General features: G+C 63.4%; 28 protein-coding genes, 1 tRNA gene and 1 pseudogene. 18 read left to right on the top strand and 12 right to left on the bottom strand.

The features are described 5' to 3' along the window. Window positions 1-57 precede the first annotated feature (57 nt). From KTQ36_RS04600 to thiS, 3 genes are all read right to left on the bottom strand, one after another. On the bottom strand, window positions 58-252 hold the full coding sequence (locus tag KTQ36_RS04600) for a hypothetical protein (RefSeq protein ID WP_218632553.1): 195 nt from the start codon (window positions 250-252) through the stop codon (window positions 58-60). A 121-nt stretch (window positions 253-373) separates the two neighbouring features. Continuing rightward, window positions 374-1,153, bottom strand: coding sequence for a bifunctional sulfur carrier protein/thiazole synthase protein (locus tag KTQ36_RS04595; RefSeq protein WP_218632552.1), 780 nt, complete (start codon window positions 1,151-1,153; stop codon window positions 374-376). 57 nt (window positions 1,154-1,210) lie between these two features. Then, window positions 1,211-1,417 carry a sulfur carrier protein ThiS gene (thiS, locus tag KTQ36_RS11545; protein ID WP_218632551.1) on the bottom strand — a complete coding sequence of 69 codons (207 nt, stop codon included), beginning with the start codon at window positions 1,415-1,417 and terminating at the stop codon, window positions 1,211-1,213. A 45-nt stretch (window positions 1,418-1,462) separates the two neighbouring features. On the opposite strand from thiS, the gene aroQ reads away from it, so the two are divergent. Genes aroQ through aat form a run of 5 tightly spaced genes read left to right on the top strand, consistent with a single transcriptional unit; the run spans window position 1,463 to window position 4,983 of the window. Then, on the top strand, window positions 1,463-1,924 hold the full coding sequence (gene aroQ, locus KTQ36_RS04585) for a type II 3-dehydroquinate dehydratase (RefSeq protein ID WP_218632550.1): 462 nt from the start codon (window positions 1,463-1,465) through the stop codon (window positions 1,922-1,924). 43 nt (window positions 1,925-1,967) lie between these two features. Continuing rightward, entirely contained in the window at window positions 1,968-2,465 is a 498-nt protein-coding gene (accB, locus tag KTQ36_RS04580; protein WP_255554232.1) for an acetyl-CoA carboxylase biotin carboxyl carrier protein, read from the top strand. Window positions 2,466-2,472: 7 nt separating this feature from the next. Further along, the gene (accC, locus tag KTQ36_RS04575; protein WP_218632549.1) at window positions 2,473-3,837 is read left to right on the top strand and encodes an acetyl-CoA carboxylase biotin carboxylase subunit; all 1,365 of its coding nucleotides are present in this window, start codon (window positions 2,473-2,475) and stop codon (window positions 3,835-3,837) included. 14 nt (window positions 3,838-3,851) lie between these two features. Beyond that, window positions 3,852-4,181 carry an ArsC/Spx/MgsR family protein gene (locus KTQ36_RS04570; protein ID WP_218633824.1) on the top strand — a complete coding sequence of 110 codons (330 nt, stop codon included), beginning with the start codon at window positions 3,852-3,854 and terminating at the stop codon, window positions 4,179-4,181. A 10-nt stretch (window positions 4,182-4,191) separates the two neighbouring features. Continuing rightward, window positions 4,192-4,983: a leucyl/phenylalanyl-tRNA--protein transferase gene (gene aat / locus KTQ36_RS04565; RefSeq protein ID WP_218632548.1), complete on the top strand. Its 792-nt coding sequence runs from the start codon at window positions 4,192-4,194 to the stop codon at window positions 4,981-4,983. Here the strand turns inward: aat and KTQ36_RS11335 are convergent. From KTQ36_RS11335 to KTQ36_RS04540, 5 genes and pseudogenes are all read right to left on the bottom strand, one after another. Then, window positions 4,977-5,147: pseudogene (locus tag KTQ36_RS11335) on the bottom strand (DUF2155 domain-containing protein); the annotation flags it as partial. The gene aat and the pseudogene KTQ36_RS11335 sit on opposite strands and share 7 nt — an antisense overlap. Window positions 5,148-5,349: 202 nt before the next feature. Then, window positions 5,350-5,733 carry an NADH:ubiquinone oxidoreductase subunit NDUFA12 gene (locus KTQ36_RS04555; RefSeq protein ID WP_218632547.1) on the bottom strand — a complete coding sequence of 128 codons (384 nt, stop codon included), beginning with the start codon at window positions 5,731-5,733 and terminating at the stop codon, window positions 5,350-5,352. 54 nt (window positions 5,734-5,787) lie between these two features. Further along, complete coding sequence (locus tag KTQ36_RS04550) at window positions 5,788-6,162, bottom strand: DUF192 domain-containing protein (protein WP_218632546.1); 375 nt, start codon at window positions 6,160-6,162, stop codon at window positions 5,788-5,790. A gap of 98 nt (window positions 6,163-6,260) precedes the next feature. Then, on the bottom strand, window positions 6,261-6,869 hold the full coding sequence (locus tag KTQ36_RS04545; protein WP_218632545.1) for a cold-shock protein: 609 nt from the start codon (window positions 6,867-6,869) through the stop codon (window positions 6,261-6,263). Window positions 6,870-6,967: 98 nt separating this feature from the next. Further along, entirely contained in the window at window positions 6,968-7,525 is a 558-nt protein-coding gene (locus tag KTQ36_RS04540) for a regulatory protein RecX (protein ID WP_218632544.1), read from the bottom strand. A 109-nt stretch (window positions 7,526-7,634) separates the two neighbouring features. On the opposite strand from KTQ36_RS04540, the gene KTQ36_RS04535 reads away from it, so the two are divergent. From KTQ36_RS04535 to nusG, 4 genes are all read left to right on the top strand, one after another. Then, window positions 7,635-9,386, top strand: coding sequence for a fatty acyl-AMP ligase (locus KTQ36_RS04535; protein ID WP_218632543.1), 1,752 nt, complete (start codon window positions 7,635-7,637; stop codon window positions 9,384-9,386). 47 nt (window positions 9,387-9,433) lie between these two features. After that, window positions 9,434-9,509: transfer RNA gene (locus tag KTQ36_RS04530), tRNA-Trp, on the top strand. A 263-nt stretch (window positions 9,510-9,772) separates the two neighbouring features. Further along, window positions 9,773-9,982: a preprotein translocase subunit SecE gene (secE, locus tag KTQ36_RS04525; protein WP_345777664.1), complete on the top strand. Its 210-nt coding sequence runs from the start codon at window positions 9,773-9,775 to the stop codon at window positions 9,980-9,982. Window positions 9,983-10,010: 28 nt separating this feature from the next. Continuing rightward, complete coding sequence (gene nusG, locus KTQ36_RS04520) at window positions 10,011-10,547, top strand: transcription termination/antitermination protein NusG (RefSeq protein ID WP_218632541.1); 537 nt, start codon at window positions 10,011-10,013, stop codon at window positions 10,545-10,547. 62 nt (window positions 10,548-10,609) lie between these two features. Here nusG and KTQ36_RS04515 read toward each other — a convergent pair whose 3' ends face one another. Both KTQ36_RS04515 and KTQ36_RS04510 read right to left on the bottom strand, forming a co-directional pair. Then, window positions 10,610-11,455, bottom strand: a complete 846-nt coding sequence (locus KTQ36_RS04515) for a hypothetical protein (protein WP_218632540.1) — start codon at window positions 11,453-11,455, stop codon at window positions 10,610-10,612. A gap of 229 nt (window positions 11,456-11,684) precedes the next feature. Beyond that, window positions 11,685-12,215, bottom strand: a complete 531-nt coding sequence (locus KTQ36_RS04510) for a winged helix DNA-binding protein (RefSeq protein WP_218632539.1) — start codon at window positions 12,213-12,215, stop codon at window positions 11,685-11,687. A 460-nt stretch (window positions 12,216-12,675) separates the two neighbouring features. Here KTQ36_RS04510 and rplK point away from each other — a divergent pair, with 460 nt between their 5' ends. Further along, the gene (gene rplK, locus KTQ36_RS04505; RefSeq protein ID WP_218632538.1) at window positions 12,676-13,107 is read left to right on the top strand and encodes a 50S ribosomal protein L11; all 432 of its coding nucleotides are present in this window, start codon (window positions 12,676-12,678) and stop codon (window positions 13,105-13,107) included. Between the two features lie 2 nt (window positions 13,108-13,109). Beyond that, on the top strand, window positions 13,110-13,808 hold the full coding sequence (gene rplA, locus KTQ36_RS04500; RefSeq protein ID WP_218632537.1) for a 50S ribosomal protein L1: 699 nt from the start codon (window positions 13,110-13,112) through the stop codon (window positions 13,806-13,808). Between the two features lie 63 nt (window positions 13,809-13,871). Here rplA and KTQ36_RS04495 read toward each other — a convergent pair whose 3' ends face one another. After that, window positions 13,872-14,633, bottom strand: coding sequence for a cupin domain-containing protein (locus KTQ36_RS04495; RefSeq protein ID WP_218632536.1), 762 nt, complete (start codon window positions 14,631-14,633; stop codon window positions 13,872-13,874). 287 nt (window positions 14,634-14,920) lie between these two features. Between KTQ36_RS04495 and rplJ the strand changes: the two genes are divergently transcribed. Both rplJ and rplL read left to right on the top strand, forming a co-directional pair. Then, entirely contained in the window at window positions 14,921-15,427 is a 507-nt protein-coding gene (gene rplJ / locus KTQ36_RS04490; RefSeq protein ID WP_218632535.1) for a 50S ribosomal protein L10, read from the top strand. Between the two features lie 67 nt (window positions 15,428-15,494). Continuing rightward, window positions 15,495-15,872 carry a 50S ribosomal protein L7/L12 gene (gene rplL / locus KTQ36_RS04485; protein WP_218632534.1) on the top strand — a complete coding sequence of 126 codons (378 nt, stop codon included), beginning with the start codon at window positions 15,495-15,497 and terminating at the stop codon, window positions 15,870-15,872. A 71-nt stretch (window positions 15,873-15,943) separates the two neighbouring features. Here the strand turns inward: rplL and KTQ36_RS04480 are convergent, their stop codons facing one another. Next, window positions 15,944-16,420: a DM13 domain-containing protein gene (locus tag KTQ36_RS04480; protein ID WP_218632533.1), complete on the bottom strand. Its 477-nt coding sequence runs from the start codon at window positions 16,418-16,420 to the stop codon at window positions 15,944-15,946. Between the two features lie 114 nt (window positions 16,421-16,534). On the opposite strand from KTQ36_RS04480, the gene KTQ36_RS04475 reads away from it, so the two are divergent. The 5 genes from KTQ36_RS04475 to KTQ36_RS04455 all read left to right on the top strand — a co-directional run bounded on the left by KTQ36_RS04475 (window position 16,535) and on the right by KTQ36_RS04455 (window position 19,906). Continuing rightward, the gene (locus KTQ36_RS04475; protein ID WP_218632532.1) at window positions 16,535-17,113 is read left to right on the top strand and encodes a sigma-70 family RNA polymerase sigma factor; all 579 of its coding nucleotides are present in this window, start codon (window positions 16,535-16,537) and stop codon (window positions 17,111-17,113) included. Further along, on the top strand, window positions 17,103-17,765 hold the full coding sequence (locus KTQ36_RS04470) for an anti-sigma factor (protein ID WP_218632531.1): 663 nt from the start codon (window positions 17,103-17,105) through the stop codon (window positions 17,763-17,765). Before KTQ36_RS04475 ends, KTQ36_RS04470 begins: the two co-directional genes overlap by 11 nt. A gap of 94 nt (window positions 17,766-17,859) precedes the next feature. Further along, the gene (locus tag KTQ36_RS04465; protein WP_255554226.1) at window positions 17,860-18,381 is read left to right on the top strand and encodes a fasciclin domain-containing protein; all 522 of its coding nucleotides are present in this window, start codon (window positions 17,860-17,862) and stop codon (window positions 18,379-18,381) included. A gap of 165 nt (window positions 18,382-18,546) precedes the next feature. Next, complete coding sequence (locus KTQ36_RS04460) at window positions 18,547-19,071, top strand: fasciclin domain-containing protein (protein ID WP_218632530.1); 525 nt, start codon at window positions 18,547-18,549, stop codon at window positions 19,069-19,071. Window positions 19,072-19,309: 238 nt separating this feature from the next. Continuing rightward, window positions 19,310-19,906 carry a L,D-transpeptidase family protein gene (locus tag KTQ36_RS04455; protein ID WP_345777663.1) on the top strand — a complete coding sequence of 199 codons (597 nt, stop codon included), beginning with the start codon at window positions 19,310-19,312 and terminating at the stop codon, window positions 19,904-19,906. Window positions 19,907-19,964: the final 58 nt, after the last annotated feature.

Raw genomic sequence — 19,964 nt, 5'->3', positions numbered from 1 at the left:
TTACGGGATCAACGAGCGGACTTGGCAAATCGCCCCTCATTTCGTCGCAACCCGAGGTCAGAATAGCGACGGCAGTGATTTGAGGAGTTCAGCGTCCGCTTCCTCGCATTGGTCAGTGTCGAATATCGAGCGCCATCGTAAGTGCCTTCGGGCATCCGGATCGCCGAACAGCGGCAATAGCCGTTCGTCGTCGATGAAACTGCCACCCTTCACGTCCCCCCCTGGCACGATGTCCAAGGCGCGATAACCCATGGCGAACCTTTCTCACCAGGTTACGATGAGATGGAAACGCATCTAAGCTATTGATGTTTCTGGGTTTTATGTCCGATTTGGGAGGGCTCACATCCGTTTCGGAGAGACCTCCAAACGGATGCTAGATCAGCCCTGCCAGCGGGCTGGACGGGTCGGCATAGCGGCGCTTGGCCATGCGGCCCGACAGATACGCCTCGCGCCCCGCCTCGACCGCCAGTTTCATCGCCCGCGCCATGCGCACCGGCTCCTTGGCTTCGGCGATGGCGGTGTTCATCAACACGCCGTCACAGCCCAGCTCCATCGCGACCGCCGCGTCCGACGCGGTGCCGACCCCGGCATCGACGAGCACGGGTACGCTCGCCCCTTCGACGATCAAGCGGATGGTCACGCGGTTCTGGATCCCGAGCCCCGAGCCGATCGGCGCGCCCAGCGGCATAATCGCCACCGCTCCCGCGTCCTCGAGTTGCTTCGCCGCGATCGGATCGTCGACGCAATAGACCATCGGGTGAAAGCCTTCGTTCGCGAGCACCTCGGTCGCCTTCAGCGTCTCGCGCATGTCGGGATAGAGGGTCTTCGCCTCGCCCAGCACTTCCAGCTTCACCAGGTCCCAACCACCCGCTTCGCGCGCCAGGCGCAGCGTGCGGATCGCCTCGTCGGCGGTGAAGCAGCCCGCCGTGTTGGGCAGGTAGGTGATCTTCTTGGGATCGATATGGTCCTGCAGCACCGGTTGCGAGGGATCGGACACGTTAACGCGCCGCACCGCGACCGTGACGATTTCGGAGCCCGAAGCCTCCACTGCCGCGGCATTTTCGGCAAAGTCTTTATACTTGCCCGTGCCCACGATCAGGCGCGAGGTGAAGGTGCGGCTGGCGACGGTCCAGCTGTCGGTCTTGTCGGTCACGAAAAAATACTGCCTTGTTGCTCTGCTGTGGGGGCTGCCTAGGGAAAGCGGTGCGGCTTAGCCACCCCCGACGAAATGGACGATCTCGAAACGATCGCCCTCTTCGACCGTCACCTCGGTCAGCGTCGAGCGCGGGACGATCTCGAGATTGCGCTCCACCGCGACGCGGATCGGGTTTATGCCGAGCGCTTCGAGCATCGAAGCGATCGACGCGCCCTCCCGCGCGGTTTTCGGCTCACCATTGATCGTCACGTTGATGGTCACTTGCGCACTTTCCTCTTCTCGCTCGCCCCCATATAGGCAGTCTCCATGGCGACGCCACCCACCATCCTTGTGCTCAACGGTCCCAACCTCAACATGCTCGGCACGCGCGAGCCCGAGACCTATGGGGCCGAGACGCTCGACGACATCGTCGCGGACCTTGAAACGCGAGCCGACGAACTGGGCGTTTCGCTGGAGGCGGATCAGTCGAATCACGAAGGCGAGTTGATCGACGCGCTCCAACGTGCGCACCGCGAATGCTTCGGTGCCGTGATCCTCAATGCCGGCGGCTTCACCCATACCTCGGTCGCCCTTCGCGACGCGGTCGCCGCGATCGACGTGCCAGTAATCGAACTGCACATCTCCAATCCGGCCGCGCGCGAGGATTTTCGCAAGGAAAGCCTCATCGCACCGGTCGCGAAAGCGGGCATTTTCGGTTTTGGAACAGCAGGTTACAGGATGGCTCTGGACGCGGCGGCCTCCATCGCACTAAACCGCGCATCTGACTAAGGCGTCCCCAAAGCGCCGATTAAAAGGGAACAGAGGGAATTTTATGGCCCAGAGCAAAACGGGCGGAACCAAGATGCGTGTCGACAGCACGCTGGTCCGCGAACTGGCCGAACTGTTGAGCCAGAACGAGCTCACCGAAATCGAAGTCGAAGATGGCGACCGCAAGATCCGGGTCAGCCGCGAATTGACCATGGTCGCAGCGCCCGCTGCCGCTGCAGCCCCCGCTCCGGCCCCTGCCGCTGCCGCACCTGCGCCCGCCGCAGCCGCGCCTGCCGAGGCGCCCGCCGACGATGGTGCCGACGTCCCCGCCGACGCGGTGAAGTCGCCGATGGTCGGCACCGCCTACATGGCCGCCGAGCCCGGCGCCGCGCCCTTCATTTCCGAAGGGGCGAGCGTCAAGGAAGGCGATACGCTGCTGATCGTCGAAGCGATGAAGGTGATGAACCCGATCACCGCGCCCAAGTCGGGCACGGTCAAGAAGATCCTCGTCGCCGATGCGCAGCCGGTCGAATTCGACCAGCCGCTCGTCGTCATCGGGTAAGCCCGCAATGCCGCAGATCAAGAAACTGCTCATCGCCAATCGTGGCGAGATCGCCCTGCGCATCCATCGTGCCTGTCACGAGATGGGGATCAAGACGGTCGCGGTCCATTCGACCGCCGACGCCGACGCGATGCACGTCCGCCTCGCCGACGAAACCGTCTGCATCGGACCGCCGCCCGCCGGCGAATCCTATCTCAACATCCCCAACATCATTTCGGCCGCCGAAGTCACGCACGCCGATGCGATCCACCCGGGCTACGGCTTCCTTTCCGAAAACGCGAAGTTCGCCGAAATCGTCGAAAGCCACGACATCATCTGGGTCGGCCCCAAGCCCGAGCATATCCGCGTCATGGGCGACAAGGTCGAGGCCAAGCGCACCGCCGACAAGCTCGGCCTCCCGCTTGTGCCCGGCTCGGCAGGCGCTCTCGAAAGCGTCGAGGAAGCCGCCGAACTCGCCGAGGAAATCGGCTACCCGGTTCTGATCAAGGCCGCGTCGGGCGGCGGCGGTCGCGGCATGAAGGTCGTGCCCGAAGCCAGCCAGCTCGACACGCTGATGAAGCAGGCCTCGTCCGAAGCCAATGCGGCGTTTGGCGACCCGACCGTCTACATGGAAAAATATCTCGGCGACCCGCGACACATCGAATTCCAGGTGTTCGGCGACGGCAATGGTGGCGCGATCCACATTGGCGAGCGCGACTGTTCGATCCAGCGCCGCCACCAGAAGGTCATCGAGGAAGCCCCCTCGCCCGTCATCAGCGCCGAGCAGCGCGAAGAAATGGGCGAGCGCGTGCGCAAGGCGATGGCCGACATGGGCTATCGCGGCGCCGGCACGATCGAATTCCTTTACGAAGACGGCGAGTTCTACTTCATCGAAATGAATACCCGCCTCCAGGTCGAGCACCCGGTGACCGAGATGATCAGCGGCATCGACCTGGTGCGCGAGCAGATCCACGTCGCGCAGGGCGACGGGCTGACGGTCAAGCAGGACGAGATCGAACTGCACGGTCACGCGATCGAATGTCGCATCAATGCCGAGGACCCGAAGAATTTCACGCCCTCGCCCGGCAAGGTCGACAAATATGTCGCGCCCGGCGGCATGCATGTGCGCGTCGATAGCGGCCTCTACGCCGGCTATTCGGTCCCGCCTTATTATGACAGCATGATCGGCAAGCTGATCGTGTACGGCCGCAACCGCGAAAGCTGCATCCTGCGCCTCAAGCGTGCGCTTGAAGAGTTCGTCGTGTCGGGCGGTGGCATGAAGACCAACGTGCCGCTCCATCAGGACATCATCGAGACCGAAGCTTTCCGGACGGGCGACTACACGATCAAGTGGCTCGAGCAATGGCTCAAGGACAAGGACGAAGACGCGTGAGCAAGACCGCCCGCATGACCTTCACCGCGCGCTGCGGCACCGCGCGCAAGACCAAGGCCATCCTCGAAGAGGAAGGCTATGCGGTCGAGACGATCGACTATCTGAACGGCGACCTGTCGCGCGAAGAGCTTGTCGCGCTCTACGACCGTGCGGGCCTCACGCCGCGCCAGGGGCTGCGCGCCAAGGAGGCGATCGCGAAGGAGCTGGGCCTCGCCGAGGCTTCTGCCGACGAAATCCTCGATGCGATGATGGAGCATCCCATCCTCATCGAGCGCCCGCTGGTCGAAACGACCAAAGGTGTCGTCCTCGCCCGACCGCAGGACAAGGTCCGCGAAATCCTCTAAGGGTTCTTCCATGGCGGAAGTCCTCGACCCCCGAATGCTGCTGCGTGGCTATGGCGCGGGCATCTTCCCGATGGCCGACAGCCGCGATGCGCCCGACATTCTCTGGGTCGAACCGCGCGAGCGCGCAGTCATTCCGCTCGACGGCTTCCACCTCTCGCGCAGCCTCGCGCGCACCATCCGCCGCGAAGTCTATGATGTGCGCATCGACACTGCCTTTGCCGACGTCGTCAGAGGGTGCGCCGCGCGGCCCGAAACGTGGATCAACGAGACGATCGAGCGTGCCACGCTGGGCCTCCACGCCGCCGGGCACGCTCATTCGATCGAATGCTGGCTAGGCGACCGGCTCGTCGGCGGGGTCTATGGCGTCAGGCTGGGCGGCGCCTTCTTCGGCGAAAGCATGTACTCGGACGCGCGCGATGCCTCGAAGGTCGCGCTTGCCCATCTCGTCGCACGGATGAAGGTTGGCGGGTTCAAGCTGCTCGATTGCCAGTTCATGACCGACCACCTCGCCTCGCTAGGCGCGGTCGCCGTCCCGCGCGAGCGCTATCTCGACCTGCTCGATCAGGCGTTGTCGGCGGGTTCGGCAACCGGTTCGGGCGCCGGTGCAAGCGGATCGGGCGTGTCCTCGGGCTCGTCACCGGCCGCTTCGCCCAGCCCCTCGCTCGGCGCTGTCGCGATGCTCGACGATCCCGGACGTCGCGCTGGCGGCGGATCGCCTTCGGGGAAGCTCATCGTGCAGCTTTTGGGCCAGGCGTCGAATACCGGATGCTCGACCACGTTGAGCGACGGCGATTCGGCATAGACCCAGCCCGAAAAAACCCGGTCGAAACCGCCGCCCTGACGCTGGCGCACATCGAGCTGGATGAAGGCGCCGGTCAGCTGCTCGGCCTCCCACGGCGCCGTCTTTTCGCATGCGCGCAGCCGCACGATGGCATCGCCGACGCGGCGCGCCTGCCCCGGCTGCATCTCGAGGTCGGTGACGATGCCGTTGCGCTTGTTGAGCAACCCGATCACGGCGACACGCTCCGCCATTGGCGTAACGCCCGGCGCGTTGGGGCCGAGCACTTCGCTTTCGTCGACGATCTCGCCTTCGTCGGCGATATCGTCACGCTCGGGCACTTTCGCCTCGCACGCCGCGAGCGCGAAGGCAGCGCCGATCAGGATGAGCTTATTCGGGCTTCCAGGCTTCATAATCGCCAGTGGCCGCTGGCCGTTTGCCCGCGCCGCCCAGCGAACCGCCGGGGCGATAGGCAGACAGCGTGCCGGTCATGTTGGGAAGCGGTTCCTTCTGGAACGGACGGCGCGGAGGCATCGACTGGTCGGGCACCTCATCGACGGTCCCGCGTAACCACGCATTCCATTCGGGCGGAACGCGCGATGAGTCGTTCGACCCTTCGTAAATCACCCAGCGACGCTTGGGGTCCTTGCCGTGCTGGAAATAGGCATTGCCTGCCGCATCGGTCCCGACCTTGTTGCCGTGACGCGAGGTGAACAGCGTGGTGCCTAGGCTCGCGCCGTTCCACCAGGTGAAGAGATTTGCGATGATTCCCATGATCGTGGCTGCCTTTGCCCGTTCGTAGCGCCCAAGACAAGCGCCCGATTGACCCTAGCGTTCCCAGGTCACCGTATCGCCCGGCTGGATGCCTAGCTCGGCCGACCGTCCGCCCGCCAGTTCGAGCACCAGCAATGCCGGCTCGAGGCTGAGCGAGGGTTCGAGCGAAAGCGGCACCGTATTTTCCTCGATCGAGAGGATCTTGCCGTTGCCATCGATGAAAATGATGTCGAGCGGGATGTAGGTATTCTTCATCCAGAAGCTGCGATAGTCGGGCGTGTCGTAGACGAACAACATGCCCTCGTCGGGCGCGAGCGACTGGCGCCCCATCATCCCGCGCTGCTGCTGGTCGGCCGTGAGCGCCAGCTCGACAGTGAAGTCGTGCGACTGGCCGTCGGCCGTCGTGATGGTCAGCGGCGCCTGCTCCATGCCGGCCGGCGACAGTTGCTGGACGTCCTCGCCCCCACCCTTGCAGGCGGCGACGGGCGTCGCGACGAGCGCAGTCAGCGATACGAGAAGGAGGTGCTTTATTGAGGCGCGCGCAGGGCGACCGCGGTCAGCCCCTTCTTGCCCTCGGCAATCCGTGCGTCCAGCCGGTCGGCCGGCTCGAGATCCGGAAGCTCCGCCTCCCGCACCGTTTCCATATGCACGAAGATGTCGGGTTCCTCGGTCCCCTCCCGATTGACGAACCCGTAGCCACGAACGCGATTGAACCATTTCACCTCCACCGGTTCGAACGGCCCCGCATCGTCGAGGAGCGACGCGCGGTCCGCCCGTTCACCGGAAGACATGGACGTCCGCGGCTCGTAGGGCAAGGCGGTCGAGAGATCGATCGAGTGGATTTGCTTGGCCTGCCAGCCGCGCGAATGCTTCACCGCCGTGACCTCGACGCTGGCGCCTTCGGGCAGGCTGCGCCGGTCGTGGTCGGCCAGGACGGTGAAGTGAAGCAGGATGTCGCCGTCAATTTCGTCGGAAACGATGAAGCCGAATCCGCGGGTCGTATCGAACCATTTGACCTGGCCCGAAACTTCATGCTCTTCCGGCTCGGATCGTTCGGGAGCCGACGAACCGTTGGCGGGCGAGGGACTGACGGCGCGCTCCGCACCACCCTCCGTGTCGTTTACATGTTCGCTCATTCGCATACGCCGAGCGCCCTCCTTGGATGAAACGTTAGCACAAAGGCTAACGTCGTTAAACCGACATAACGATTATCCAGGTTGACAACGCCTTGTTTTCATTCACAAAGTGTTTCGGCGCTGATCGGATCGCCGGGCGCCATGGCGAGAATGCGCTTCGAAATTTCGAAGCTGTGCCCCGCCCGGATCATCGCCGAAAGCGCCTTTTCCCGCGCTTTTTGGTCCTCCAACGGAGCGACGGCGAAGGGACCGAAACGACGGCGCGAGGCAAAGGCAATGGCGGCTTCGGCACGGTTCGCCTGCGCGATCGCGCGCGCTTCCTCGCTATCGTCGTCGGCAATGCCGTCGGCGTAGAGTCGTTGCCTCAGCCGCCCCTCGCCATAGCCTCGCGCCGCCAGATCGCGGGCGCGCATCGCGGCATAGGCCGAGTCGTCGACATAGCCCGCCTTGGCGAAACGCTCGACGATCCCGGGGACGTCCGGACCGCATTCGCCCTCCCATCCGCGCTCGTAAATCTTGCGGTCGAGATAGCGAGAGAGCTTCGACCTGCTCGTCGCGTAGCGTCCGACATAATGAAGCGCGAGCGCCTCCAACTGTTCGGAATCGAGCGGTTTCCTGCGCTTCTTGCGACGCTTGGGGGCTGGATCGGCGCTCATATCGCCCTTTTTGTGCCATAGTGTCGCGGCAGGAGGAAGCTGGCTCGTATGCGGGCCCGGCCGAGGCCCGTTGCCTCACAGGGGATCAACAGCTCAAGGTAATCCATCCGTGCCCACCGACCTGGCGCCCGAAGGCGCAACCCCGACACTGGATACGCAGCCCCGTCGCATCGCGGATTTCGCGACGGTCGGCGACGCGCTCGACTATGCCGCCCAAGGCAGTCGCGGGATGAACTTTCACGATGCGCGCGGGACGCTGCTGCGCACCTATCCCTATGCCGAGCTGCGCGAAGATGCGCTTGGCTATGCCCGCCGCTTCATGACGCTCGGGCTCAAGCCCGGTAACCGCGTTGCGCTGGTTGCCGAGACCAACCCCGATTTCGCCGCCTGCTTCTTCGGCGCGGTCTATGCCGGTCTCTGGCCGGTGCCGCTGCCGCTCCCGACGAGCTTTGGCGGACGCGACAGCTATACCGACCAGCTCGATGTCATGCTGCAGTCCTCGGACCCGCAGCTCTTCCTCTACCCCGAAGAAATGGAAAGCTTCACCACCGACGCGGCCGAGCGCCGCGAAGTGAAGGCCATGAGCTGGGAGAAGCTTGCCGAGCAGGATCAGAGCGACGCCCCGCTCCCGCAGGCCGACGAAAATGCGATCGCCTATCTCCAGTATAGCAGCGGCTCGACCCGCTTCCCGCACGGGGTCGCGGTCACCCACCGCTCGCTGCTCGACAATTTGCGCGCGCATGGACTGGGCCTGAAGGTCCAGGATTCCGACCGCTGCATTTCGTGGCTGCCCTGGTATCACGATATGGGGCTGGTCGGCTGCATGCTCTCGCCGATGGCGAACCAGATTTCGGTCGATTACATGAAGACCGAGGATTTCGCCCGTCGCCCGCTGACCTGGCTCGACCTGATCAGCCGCAACCCGGGCACGACCCTCTCTTACTCGCCGACCTTCGGCTACGACATTTGCGCTCGCCGCATCTCGTCGCAGTCCAAGCCGTCGGAGCGCTTTGACCTGTCGCGCTGGCGCATTGCGGGCAATGGCGCGGACATGATCCGCCCCGACGTGATGCAGCACTTCCTCGACATTTATGGCGAAGCCGGGTTCCAGGCGTCGTCCTTCTGCCCCAGCTACGGGCTCGCCGAAGCCACGCTCGCCGTGTCGCTGATGCCGCCGGGCGAAGGCATCAAGCTCGAACTGGTCGAGGAAGAGAAGCTTGCCGGCGGCGCGCCCGCGCCTGGCGGTGACGATCGTCCCCAGCGCTACCGCGCCATCGTCAACTGCGGCAAGGCTGTCGAGGGCATGGAAATCGAAATCCGCGACAATGAAGACAAGGTTCTCGGCGACCATGAAGTCGGCCGCGTCCTGTGTCGTGGCTCCAGCGTCATGGTCGGCTATTATCGCGACGAGGAATCGACCGCGGCCTGCCTGTCGGACGACGGTTGGCTCGACACCGGCGACATGGGCTATATGTCCGATGGTTACATCTTCATCGTCGGCCGCGCCAAAGACATGATCATCATCAACGGCCGTAACCATTGGCCGCAGGATATCGAATGGGCGGTCGAGCAGCTCCCGGGCTTCAAGTCGGGCGATATCGCCGCTTTCGCGCTGACCAGCGATTCAGGCGAGGAGTTGCCCGCCGTGCTGGTCCACTGCCGCGTGTCCGATCCGGGCGAGCGCGCGACGCTCCATGCCGAGATCAAGGAGCGCGTGCGCTCGATCACTGGCATTTCGCCGATCGTCGAACTGGTGCCTCCGCGCACCCTGCCGCGCACCAGCTCGGGCAAGTTGTCACGGGTCAAGGCACGCAACCTCTACCTCTCGGGCGAGATCCAGCCGTTCGAAATCGCCGCCTAAAGGGCTTGCATCGATGAGGGTGCGGGGCTAGTCCCCCGCCTCGGCCTAGGGGTATAGCTCAGCTGGTAGAGCATCGGTCTCCAAAACCGAGGGTCGCGGGTTCGAATCCTGCTGCCCCTGCCAGGCCGATGGCAGGAAAATAGAGACAGCTATTTTCCGGTGGCCGCATGGCCAGCCGGAGGCCCGGACGGCGGGTCGCGAAATGCGATCCCGTCCGACGAGGTCAGGCCGCCCTGACCTCGCTTGCATCTCTTGCAAAGACTCGACGGCGCCGCTACATCGCCTCCCCATGCGGACATGGTAGTGCATGCTCCCCGACACTGACCCCGGTCAGCGGCGGGGGAAAAGCCCTACCCGAAAGCCGCCAGACAATGAGGAACAGCCACGTGGCCGACACGAAGAAGAAGGTAACCCCCGGCGAATATATCCGCCAGGTGCGCGCCGAGACCCGCAAGGTGGTCTGGCCGTCGCGCAAGGAAACCATCACCACCGCGATCATGGTGCTCATCATGACCACCATCCTCGCGATTTTCTTCCTCGGCACCGACACGCTGTTCAGCTCGATCGTCCAGTGGCTGCTAGGCCTGCTGAGCTAGATCCCCAGTTTACGAAAGATTTGACGACATGGCCCGCTGGTACATCATCCACGCCTATTCCGGTTTCGAAAACAAGGTGAAGGAAGCCGTCCTGTCCGAAGCCAAGCGCTTGGGGCTCGAGGACGCGGTCGAGGCCGTCGAGGTCCCGACCGAGACGATCACCGAGATCAAGCGCGGCAAAAAGGTCCAGACCGAGCGCAAATTCATGCCCGGCTATGTGCTGGCGAAGCTGGTGATGACCGACGACGTCTTCCACCTCGTCAAGAACACGCCCAAGGTCACCGGTTTCCTCGGCCCCAACGGCAAGCCGCAGCCGATCCCCGACGCGCAGGCCAACCGCATGCTCGACACCAAGGACGAGACCGCGGATGCGCCCAAGGTCACGATCAGCGTCGATTATGAGATCGGCGACAACGTCAAGGTGCTCGAAGGTCCGTTCGCAAGCTTCAACGGTATCGTCGAAGAGCTCGATTTCGACCGCGGCCGCGTCAAAGTCAGCGTCTCGATCTTCGGCCGCGCGACGCCGGTCGAACTGGAATTCGACCAGGTCGAACTCGTCAAGTAGACGCGCCGGACCGAATGCAGAAAGGGCGTCCCTCGCGGGGCGCCCTTTTCTTATCGTCGACGCTACTTGGTCTTGCCGGTCACTTTCTTTCGCGTCGCGACAAAGATGTCGCCACCCGACCCGTAGATCATCATGGTCCCGTCCCAACTCAGCGACGCGCGGCTCTCACCAGCCGGCGTGCTGACGATGTCGATTTTTACCGGCGCGCTCCAATCGTCGTAAACGCTGGCGCGGCTCGACGTGTAGACGTCGCCGCCACTGTCGAAGACGATTTCCAGACCGTCGCGCCTGATGTTGGGACGCGCCTCGTCGATGCCGGGATTGGCGAGCCCCGGCGCCTTTTTCGCGGGGCCGAAATTGACGCTGTAATAGACGTCGTGCTGCCCGCCGTCGCGCGTCGACGAGAAGTGGAGCACGGTATCGCCGTTGTGCTCGTAGATTGACGGGCTCCACTCGTCCGCGTTCGAATTGACCTGCATCGACAGACGGGTCGGCTGGCTGATCTCGCCCTGTGGCAAGAGCTTGGCGCGGAAGATGTCACTATCGCCCCCGCCGTCGCGACGCACGAAATAGAGCCAGCGCCCGCGCGTCGGCGTCGGGCAGAATTCCGCGTCGACCGTGTTGATCGGACCGCCGAGATTGTCCGGTGTATCCCAACCGTCGCCATTCCAAGTTGCGCGCCAGATATCGAGGCTTCCGATCGTGCCGTCGCGCGGCGAAGCGATAAATAAATCCTGGGTGTAGGGATCGAGGATGGGGCACCCCTCCGGAGCCGGCGTATTGACGGCACCGGATGCAGGGTAGTCATTCACGTTGATCGGCGATTGCCATGGTCCAAACTGCTGTGATGCCGCGGGCGACGCGTAAGCCACGCTGGCCAGCGCAAGCATAGAAATAGTCTTGATCATCGAGCTTCTCCTCATCGTTCACCGCGTCGCGGACTGATCGGAGAAACTGGCTGAAATCTTTATCTGGGTTAATGATGAAGCGCTGATGATTACCTGATATCGCTCCTTCTCCAACCGCGTCATCATGAATTGGACTGATCCGGGAGAATGAGGTCCGCCGCCACCACCCATCGCGACTCGCAACCGCCCGATCGCCATGCGTTACGTTGGGACCGTTGAGCCCACGACATCAGGCTGCAGCACCTTGCCGCCGCCCGACCTCGTCAAAAATTTGCTCCATCCCTTTCACCGCCCCTTCGGTCAGCGAGACGAAGACGCGGCGGCCGTCATGCGGGTCGCGGGCGCGGATGATGAAGCCGGCATCCTCGAGATTGGTGATCCAGCGTAGCGCCGTCGTCGCCGGGACTTCGGCGGCAATGCACAGGCTCGACACCGACACGCGGTGCTGGGCGATGTGCGACCCGTAGAGGTCGAGCAATATGTCCCAGGCAGGGTCTGCGAACAGTTCCTTGGGAAAAACCCGTTCGCGCAGTCGTCGCAGCGTGATCGTTTCACGCACGAGGGCGGCATGCGACACGCCGTCGCGCATGGCCTCGAGATTGCCAAGCGGGCTGGCGCGATCCTCGCCTTGCGGGTTGGCCGGCAGCCGTTCGTGCGCGAGCTGCTGCGCGATTTCGATCAGCTCGTCGAGCGCGCGGTAGAAATGCTGCGGCACGTTCGGATCGGCCGCATAGGTTTTTTTCAGCGAATCCAGCAACATGGGCAGACTCCTTCTCACCGGAGCAATTGGTTCAGATTCGACTATTCACGGCTAGCGGAGTGCATTTCGGAAACAAATAAAGCACCAATCCAGAACGGATGAAGATCGAAAGAAGTCCGGATTGGCACCTCTTGGAACTCACTCCTATTCGCAGAAAATGCGGGCCGATCACTCCAATCCGGTGCGAATTGCCGCGATGGACCAGTCCGCTTCGGTCGGTTTGCGCACGCGCGAGCTGCAACCCAACGCCGCAAAACCCCCGAATCGGACGGCAGATCCGGACCGGTCGCGGAGCAAAATCGCCTGTTGCGCCAGCAGGTTGCCCCCGCTATACGCCCGCCCGTCTCTCCACATGGACAGGCATTCGCGCGGAAGGCGTATCTTCGGGTCCGCCGCTACTACCGCTTAATCGGAGCCCCGGTTCGCCGGAGCGACAGGATGAAAGAAAGGACCTTCTGGCATGGCCAAGAAGATCACCGGCTATATCAAGCTGCAAGTGCCGGCTGGCGTCGCGAACCCCAGCCCGCCGATCGGCCCCGCGCTGGGCCAGCGCGGCGTCAACATCATGGAATTCTGCAAGGCGTTCAACGCCGCGACGCAGGACCTCGAGAAGAACATGCCGATCCCGACGACCATCACGGTCTATGCGGATCGCAGCTTCTCGTTCACGACCAAGACCCCGCCCGCGAGCTTCCTCCTGAAGAAGCACGCCAAGATCAAGAAGGGCTCGAGCGAGCCTGGCAAGGAAAGCGCGGGCACGATCCAGCGCTCCAAGGTCAAGGAAATTGCCGAGATGAAGATGGCGGATCTGAACGCCAACGACATCGACGGTGCGATGAAGATCATCGAAGGCTCGGCGCGCGCCATGGGCCTCGAAGTGGTGGAGGGTTAATCATGGCCAAGCTCACCAAGAAGGCAAAGATCGTCGCTGAGAAGGCTGACAACGACAAGCTTTACGGCGTCGACGAAGCGATTTCGCTGCTCAAGGAACTCGCGTCAAAGAAGATGGATGAAACCATCGAAGTCGCAATGAACCTGGGTGTCGACCCGCGTCACGCCGACCAGATGGTCCGTGGCATGGTCGCGCTGCCCAAGGGCACCGGCAAGGACGTCAAGGTCGCCGTGTTCGCGCGTGGCGACAAGGCCGAAGCTGCCGAGAAGGCAGGTGCGGACAAGGTCGGCGCCGAAGACCTCATGGAAGACATGCAGAACGGCAACCTCGACTATGACCGCGTCATCGCGACGCCGGACATGATGGGTGTCGTGGGTCGTCTCGGTAAGGTGCTCGGCCCCAAGGGCCTGATGCCCAACCCGAAGCTCGGCACCGTGACCCCCGACCCGGCTGCCGCCGTCGAAGCCGCCAAGGGCGGTGAAGTCCAGTATCGCGTCGAGAAGGCGGGCATCGTCCACGCCGGCATCGGCAAGGCGAGCTTTGGCGAAGCCGACATTCGCGAAAACTTCGACGCCTTCGTCGGCGCGGTCGTCAAGGCCAAGCCGTCGGGCGCCAAGGGCAAGTACGTCAAGAAGGTCGCCATGACCTCGACGATGGGCCCGGGCCTCAAGATCGACCTTTCGGAGATCGAAGGCGCCTAAGTCGCAAGCGACTGCCTGAACAAGAAAAGGCCGGTGCGGAAACGCGCCGGCCTTTTTCATTGCCTACACGTCGACCGTATAGCGTTGCGAGGCAGCCTCGAAGCCCATCTTGGGCGCGCGCAGGCGTCCGCCGGACAGCGGCTTCGCGTTCACCGGGTCGATGGCGATGATGCGGTAGGGGTCTTCGTCCTCGTCGAGTCCGGAGATGATGACGTCGAAGGTCGTCGCCGGCTTACCGCCGCGCGGCACGAACCAGTGCACATTGTCCTTCTCGTCGCTCATCGTCGACGCCGCGCCCAGCCCGATCACCTCGTCTCGCGTCGGGCGGATGATCAGGGCGTCGGGTTCCTCGCGCAGCCGGTCGAAGTTGCGCACGCGAAAACTGCCCTCGATCACCATGTGCGCGCTCGCCATATGGCGATGCCCATGCGGCGTCACGACGTTGGTCGGCGAGAATTCGAACAGCTTGGTCGCATAGCCCAGCCGCATTCGCTTGCCGTCGGCGCCCATGAACCAGACGTTGCGCATTTCGGGATCGTTCGATGCGCCGTGGCGTACCGACCCGACGTCGGCACGCTTAAGCGCCGCGTGCACCTCGGCAACGTCGACCTCGCGCGCCAGGCGCCGCACCTCCGCCGCCCATTCGCGCCCGCTCAGGCGTCCCTCGCGCAGGTCGGCAGCGATCGATCGCTGCCCTTCGATCCATCGGCGCAGCGGCACGCTTGGATAGGCAACCGCGCGCGCCTCGCGCACGAAGGCCACCGCGGGAAAGGCAGTGAGCAGTCCGGCGATCATCGTGCGGCGGTCGACCATGGTCGCAACCATAGCAAAACGTTCGAAAAAGTCCCCTATTCGGTTGACAGCTTGTCGAAAATCCGTAGAGAGCGCGCCGAGCCCTTCTTCGGGAGGGCCTCGTCCGAGACAGCTGCTGGGCATTTGCCCTTAATTTGCGGCCTAGACGGGGAAAGAGAATTTGGCCCTTCTGCCGCACCCATGCGGCGCCTTGGGCCCACGATCTCCATACCCCACGGACATTTCGGAATGGCGGGCTAGCTCGTCGTTCCAAACCGCTTGTCGGATGGGCCGACAGGCGGAACGATTAGGAGTATGGCATGGATCGTTCGCAAAAAGCGGATCTGGTCGCCGAGCTGAAGAATGTCTTCGCCGATACCGGCGTGGTCGTCGTCACCCGTAACAACGGTTTGACGGTCGCCCAGTCGTCGGAACTTCGCACGAAGATGCGCGATGCTGGTGCCCAGTTCAAAGTTGCGAAGAACCGGCTGGCCCTGATCGCGCTCGAGGGTTCGACTTACCAGCCGATCGGTGACCTTTTGAAAGGCCCGACCGCACTGGCAACGTCGGAAGACCCCGTCGCGGCTGCGAAGATCGCAGTCGAATTCGCCAAGGCCAACGATCAGTTCGAGATCGTTGGTGGCGCGATGGGTGAGACCGTCCTCGACGTGAACGGGATCAAGGCTCTCGCCGAGCTGCCTTCCCTCGACGAACTGCGCGGCAAGATTGTCGGCCTCATCCAGGCCCCGGCAACCAAGATCGCCCAGATCTCGAAGGAACCGGCAGCATTGGTTGCTCGCGTGTTGAGCGCCAAGGCAGCGGCCTGATTTTAGATTTGGTTCTTTAGACATACGAAAACGACGAACCCTAAGGGGTTCACCCAAGGAGTGAAAAATGGCTGATCTTGAAAAGATTGTTGACCAGCTTTCGGAACTGACCGTTCTCGAAGCTGCCGAGCTCTCGAAGATGCTCGAAGAAAAGTGGGGCGTGAGCGCCTCGGCGGCTGTCGCTGTTGCGGCGCCGGGTGCCGGTGGCGGTGACGCCGCTGCGGCCGAAGAAAAGGACGAGTTCGACGTGATCCTCACCGGCGACGGTGGCAAGAAGATCAACGTCATCAAGGAAGTCCGTGCCATCACCGGCCTGGGTCTTGGCGAAGCCAAGGCGCTCGTCGAAGGCGCTCCGAAGCCCCTCAAGGAAGGTGCTTCGAAGGACGAAGCCAACGAAATCAAGGAAAAGATCGAAGCCGCTGGCGGCACCGTCGAGCTCAAGTAAGCTAAGACGCGATCTTTCCGGTTTTCGGAAAAACGGAAAAGGGCTGGTCTTCGGACCGGCCCTTTTTTGTGTCAGCCTTCGCAGTAGCGCGCCGCCGTGATGAATTCGCCGAAACTCTCGCACCAGATCACGACGCTCGTGTAATCCTCCAGGTCGATGCCCTCGGGCAGATCGAGGATGAAGCCGTCGAAGCTGCGCACCATTCCCACACGCACCGCACTGTCCTTGATCGGTTCGAACGCGTCCTCATGCTCGACGAACTCGCGCGTGAGATAGACGTAGTAATCCGGCCCCGGCGCCAGCTTGCCCTGGTGCGAGATCGTCTCGCTCGTCAGGCTGATCGTCCCCTCGCCCCAGTGCAACGCATCGCTCCCGCGCAGGTCGCGCGTCAGCTCGGCCGAATAGTTAGCGGCCTCCGCCTGTTGGGCGAGGATTTCGGTCGGCGGCGCTGGTTCGGCGGTCAGGATCGGTAGAAAGTAGATGCCGACCCCGAACCCGATCGCAAGCGCGACAAGGTGAGTTACGGTCAAGATGACGATGCGTTTCATGCGGGGCCTTTCCTGTGCCGGCGGGCAGTCGGCTCGTTTTCCCATTCGTCGCCAAGCCCTCGCCGGTTACGCCTCCCTTCCCTTTTCCCTGCCCTCACCTTAGCCTTGCCGCCCATGAGCGGAGCGCCCAGACGATCGAACCAGCAGGACCGTGTCGCGCTCGAAGCCGCCCTCGTCGAGACCGGGCGCGAGGATCACGGCGCGTTTCGCACCCTCTACCGCCTATCGTCCGCGAAGCTTTTTGGCATCTGCCTTCGTATCTGCGGGTCGAGGGCGGCTGCGGAGGACGTGATGAGCGAGACCTACATGACAATCTGGCGTCGCGCGGGGGCCTATGAACCCGGGCGGGTCAGCCCCGTCACCTGGCTCGCCACTGTTGCGCGCAACAAGGCGATTGATTGGAAACGGAAGCAGGGGCGTCGCCAGCGGACCGGTGTGGAGGAGATTGCCGACCTTCCCGACGAGAATCCGGCGGCGGACGACCTCATACTCGCCGACGAGCAGAGCGCGCGCCTCCATTTGTGCCTGGACAAGCTTGGCGAGGACCAGCGCAAAGCGATCCGCACCGCCTTTTTCAACGGGCTGACCTATTCCGAATTGGCGGAAAAGGAGGGCGTGGCGCTCGGAACGATGAAGAGCCGCGTGCGCCGCGGCCTGATGGCCTTGAAGGACTGTTTGAACGATGACGAATGATGCCGCCGACAACATGGCCGCCGAACTGGCGCTCGGGCTGCTCGAGGGCGAGGAGCGCGCCGAGGCGCTGCGCCGCCAGCTTTCCGATCCTGCCTTCGCGCGGGAGGTCGAACGCTGGCGCGACCATTTCGCCACGCTCTTCCCACAAGTGCCTTCCGAAGAGCCGCCTGCCTCGCTGGAAGCACGTGTGCTCGCGGCCAACGATCCCGGACCGGTCACATCGCGCTGGTGGAAGCCTGCCGCGCTTCTCGCCACCGCTGCGCTCGCGGTCGTCAGCACCGTCATGCTGACCTCGCCTGATCCCGTCGCACCGGTCGAGCAGCCTGCGTCCCCGACGCTCGTCGCCGCGTTCGACGTGGTCGGCCTCGATCAGCCCAAGGTTGCGATCTACGATCCTGACGATGCGCGCCTGACCATGCCCGGGCCCATGCCGATCCCCGACGGTCACAATGCGCAACTATGGGTCTCGGTCGACGGAGAAACGCCTCGCCCGCTCGGCACGTTTTCGGCCGTTAAGGGCGGCGTTGCCGCGGTCGCGGAGTCCGATCTCCCCGCCGGGACGGAGATGATGATCACCTTTGAACCGGTCGGCCAACCGGTCACCGAGCCAACGGGCGACACGGTCGCCGAGGGCGTCCTCACGACCGTCTAGAAAAAATTTCCACCGGCGATGCATCCGCCGAGCATCGGGTCTCGTAGCTCCAGGCGCATTCCAAACATGGAACGCCCCCAAAAGGAGAAGAGACATGATGAAGACCACCCTTGCCGCACTGGCCCTCGCGACGACGCTCGCCGTTCCGGCCGCGGCCGAACATCCGCGCCCGTCGACCACCATCGTCGAAGCCGCCGCCTCGAACGACGATTTCGAGACACTCGTCGCTGCGGTCAAAGCTGCCGACCTCGTGGGGACGCTGTCGTCGGACGGCCCCTTCACCGTCTTCGCACCGACCGATCGCGCATTTTCGAAGCTTCCGGCCGGCACGCTCGATAGCCTGCTGCAGCCAAGTCAGAAGGGCGCGCTGACCGACATTCTCACTTATCACGTCGTTGCAGGTAACGTGCGCGCGGCCGACATCGCACGTCTCGCCAAGCGCTCCAACGGCACCGTCGCGCTCGAAACGGTCCAGGGCGACCTGCTGCGGTTCATGGTCACCGACCACGGCATCCTCGTGAAGGACAATTCCGGGAATACCTTCAACATCACGGCCGCCGACCTTCGTCAGTCCAATGGCGTCATTCACGTCATCGACGGCGTTCTGCTGCCGTAGGTTTGCGCACGGGCGGGCGTTCATTGCCCGCCCGCCTTACGGCACAAGGACCGTGGGACCATTAGCTGTATGTCGGTGGCCCCTCGTCTTCCCTAAAAACTCGACCATCGAAGGGGCGCATATTGCGCCGGGTGGGGACCCGTTTCGACCAGAGGGAGACACCCAATGAAACTTCGCAAGATCACGATCGCCTTTGCCGCCGCCGCCATCGCCCTGAGCGTTCCGGCCAGCGCGGGTGGAAACAAGACCATCACCGACCTCGCGGTCGCCAATGAAAACCTGAGCACGCTCGAAACTGCGGTCGTCGCGGCCGGACTTGCCGAAACGCTTGCCGGCGATGGCCCCTTCACCGTGCTTGCGCCCAGCAACAGCGCTTTCGCGAACATGCCTGACGGCTTGCTCGACGCAGCGCTCGCGGATCCCAACGGCCTGCTCACCGACGTGCTGCTCTATCATGTCATTCCGGGTGACCTGAAGTCGGGTAACATCATCGCCGCGGCCAATCGCAACGGTTCCTCGCTCGAGGTCGAAACCGTTGGCGGCGGGACGCTCACCGTGATGGTGAAGAACGGCAAGATTCAGCTGCAGGATGTCGACGGTAACGTCTTCAACGTCGTGAAGCAGAACATCAACGCCTCGAACGGCACGGTCCACGTGATCGACGGTGTGCTGCTGCCCGTCGACCTTTAATCGACCCACCCCCCGGGCCTGCGTTTTCGGCCAGGGCTTCCTCGGGCGCTCCGACTCCCCTCGGAGCGCCCGTTTTATTGTCCAAGAGAAGCGCTCGAAATAAACGGTTCGGCGCATCCAGAAAACCGCCCAACGCGCTCTCCAGAGCATAGATCGTTACGGTTGCGGCTCTATTGGAACTGGGTTCCGGTTTGCGGATTGGTCTTTCAATCGCAGTTAGCTTGAAAGACACAAGACGATGAAATCGCTCGCCTTTGTTGGCGCAGCCACGGCCGCGCTCGGCCTGGCGCTTGCCACCACCTCCCCCGGCATCGCGTCGGCGGATGAAAATAGTAGCCCCTTCGAATTCCGCGAAGCCCCGCCCAGCGAGATGGACAAGCATCTCGCTCGCGAAGGCCTCGCCTCGCGCGCCAAGTCACAGCTCCACATGAACGCCGCGATCGACGATCTCGCGCCCGGCGAATTCGCCTGGCTCGACGCCAGGGCAGTCAACGGTAACACGTCGATCGTCGTCGACCTGTCGGACCAGAAGGCCTACGTCATGAAGTCGGGCATTCTCGTCGGCGTCTCGACCATTTCGTCGGGTAAGCCCGGCCATGATACGCCCACCGGCACGTTCGAAATTCTCGAGAAGAATGTCGAACATTATTCCAACCTCTACGACGATGCGCCCATGCCCTACATGCAGCGACTGACCTGGGACGGCATCGCGCTCCATGCGGGCAGATTGCCGGGCTACCCCGCCAGCCACGGCTGCATCCGACTGCCGCACGAATTTGCCGCAGAGCTGTTCGCCGAAACCGACATCGGGACGACGGTCACGGTCACCAGCTAGCCGAATCCTGCCGGCCATCCCCTGCTCGACGCGGGGGGCACGGGCGCCCGCTGGTGAG

It is taken from the genome of Sphingomicrobium clamense, from assembly GCF_019264355.1.
GTDB classification, from domain to species: Bacteria; Pseudomonadota; Alphaproteobacteria; order Sphingomonadales; family Sphingomonadaceae; genus Sphingomicrobium; species Sphingomicrobium clamense.
The sequence above is the reverse complement of the archived record's forward strand: the minus strand, read 5'-3'. Positions and strand labels throughout refer to the sequence as shown.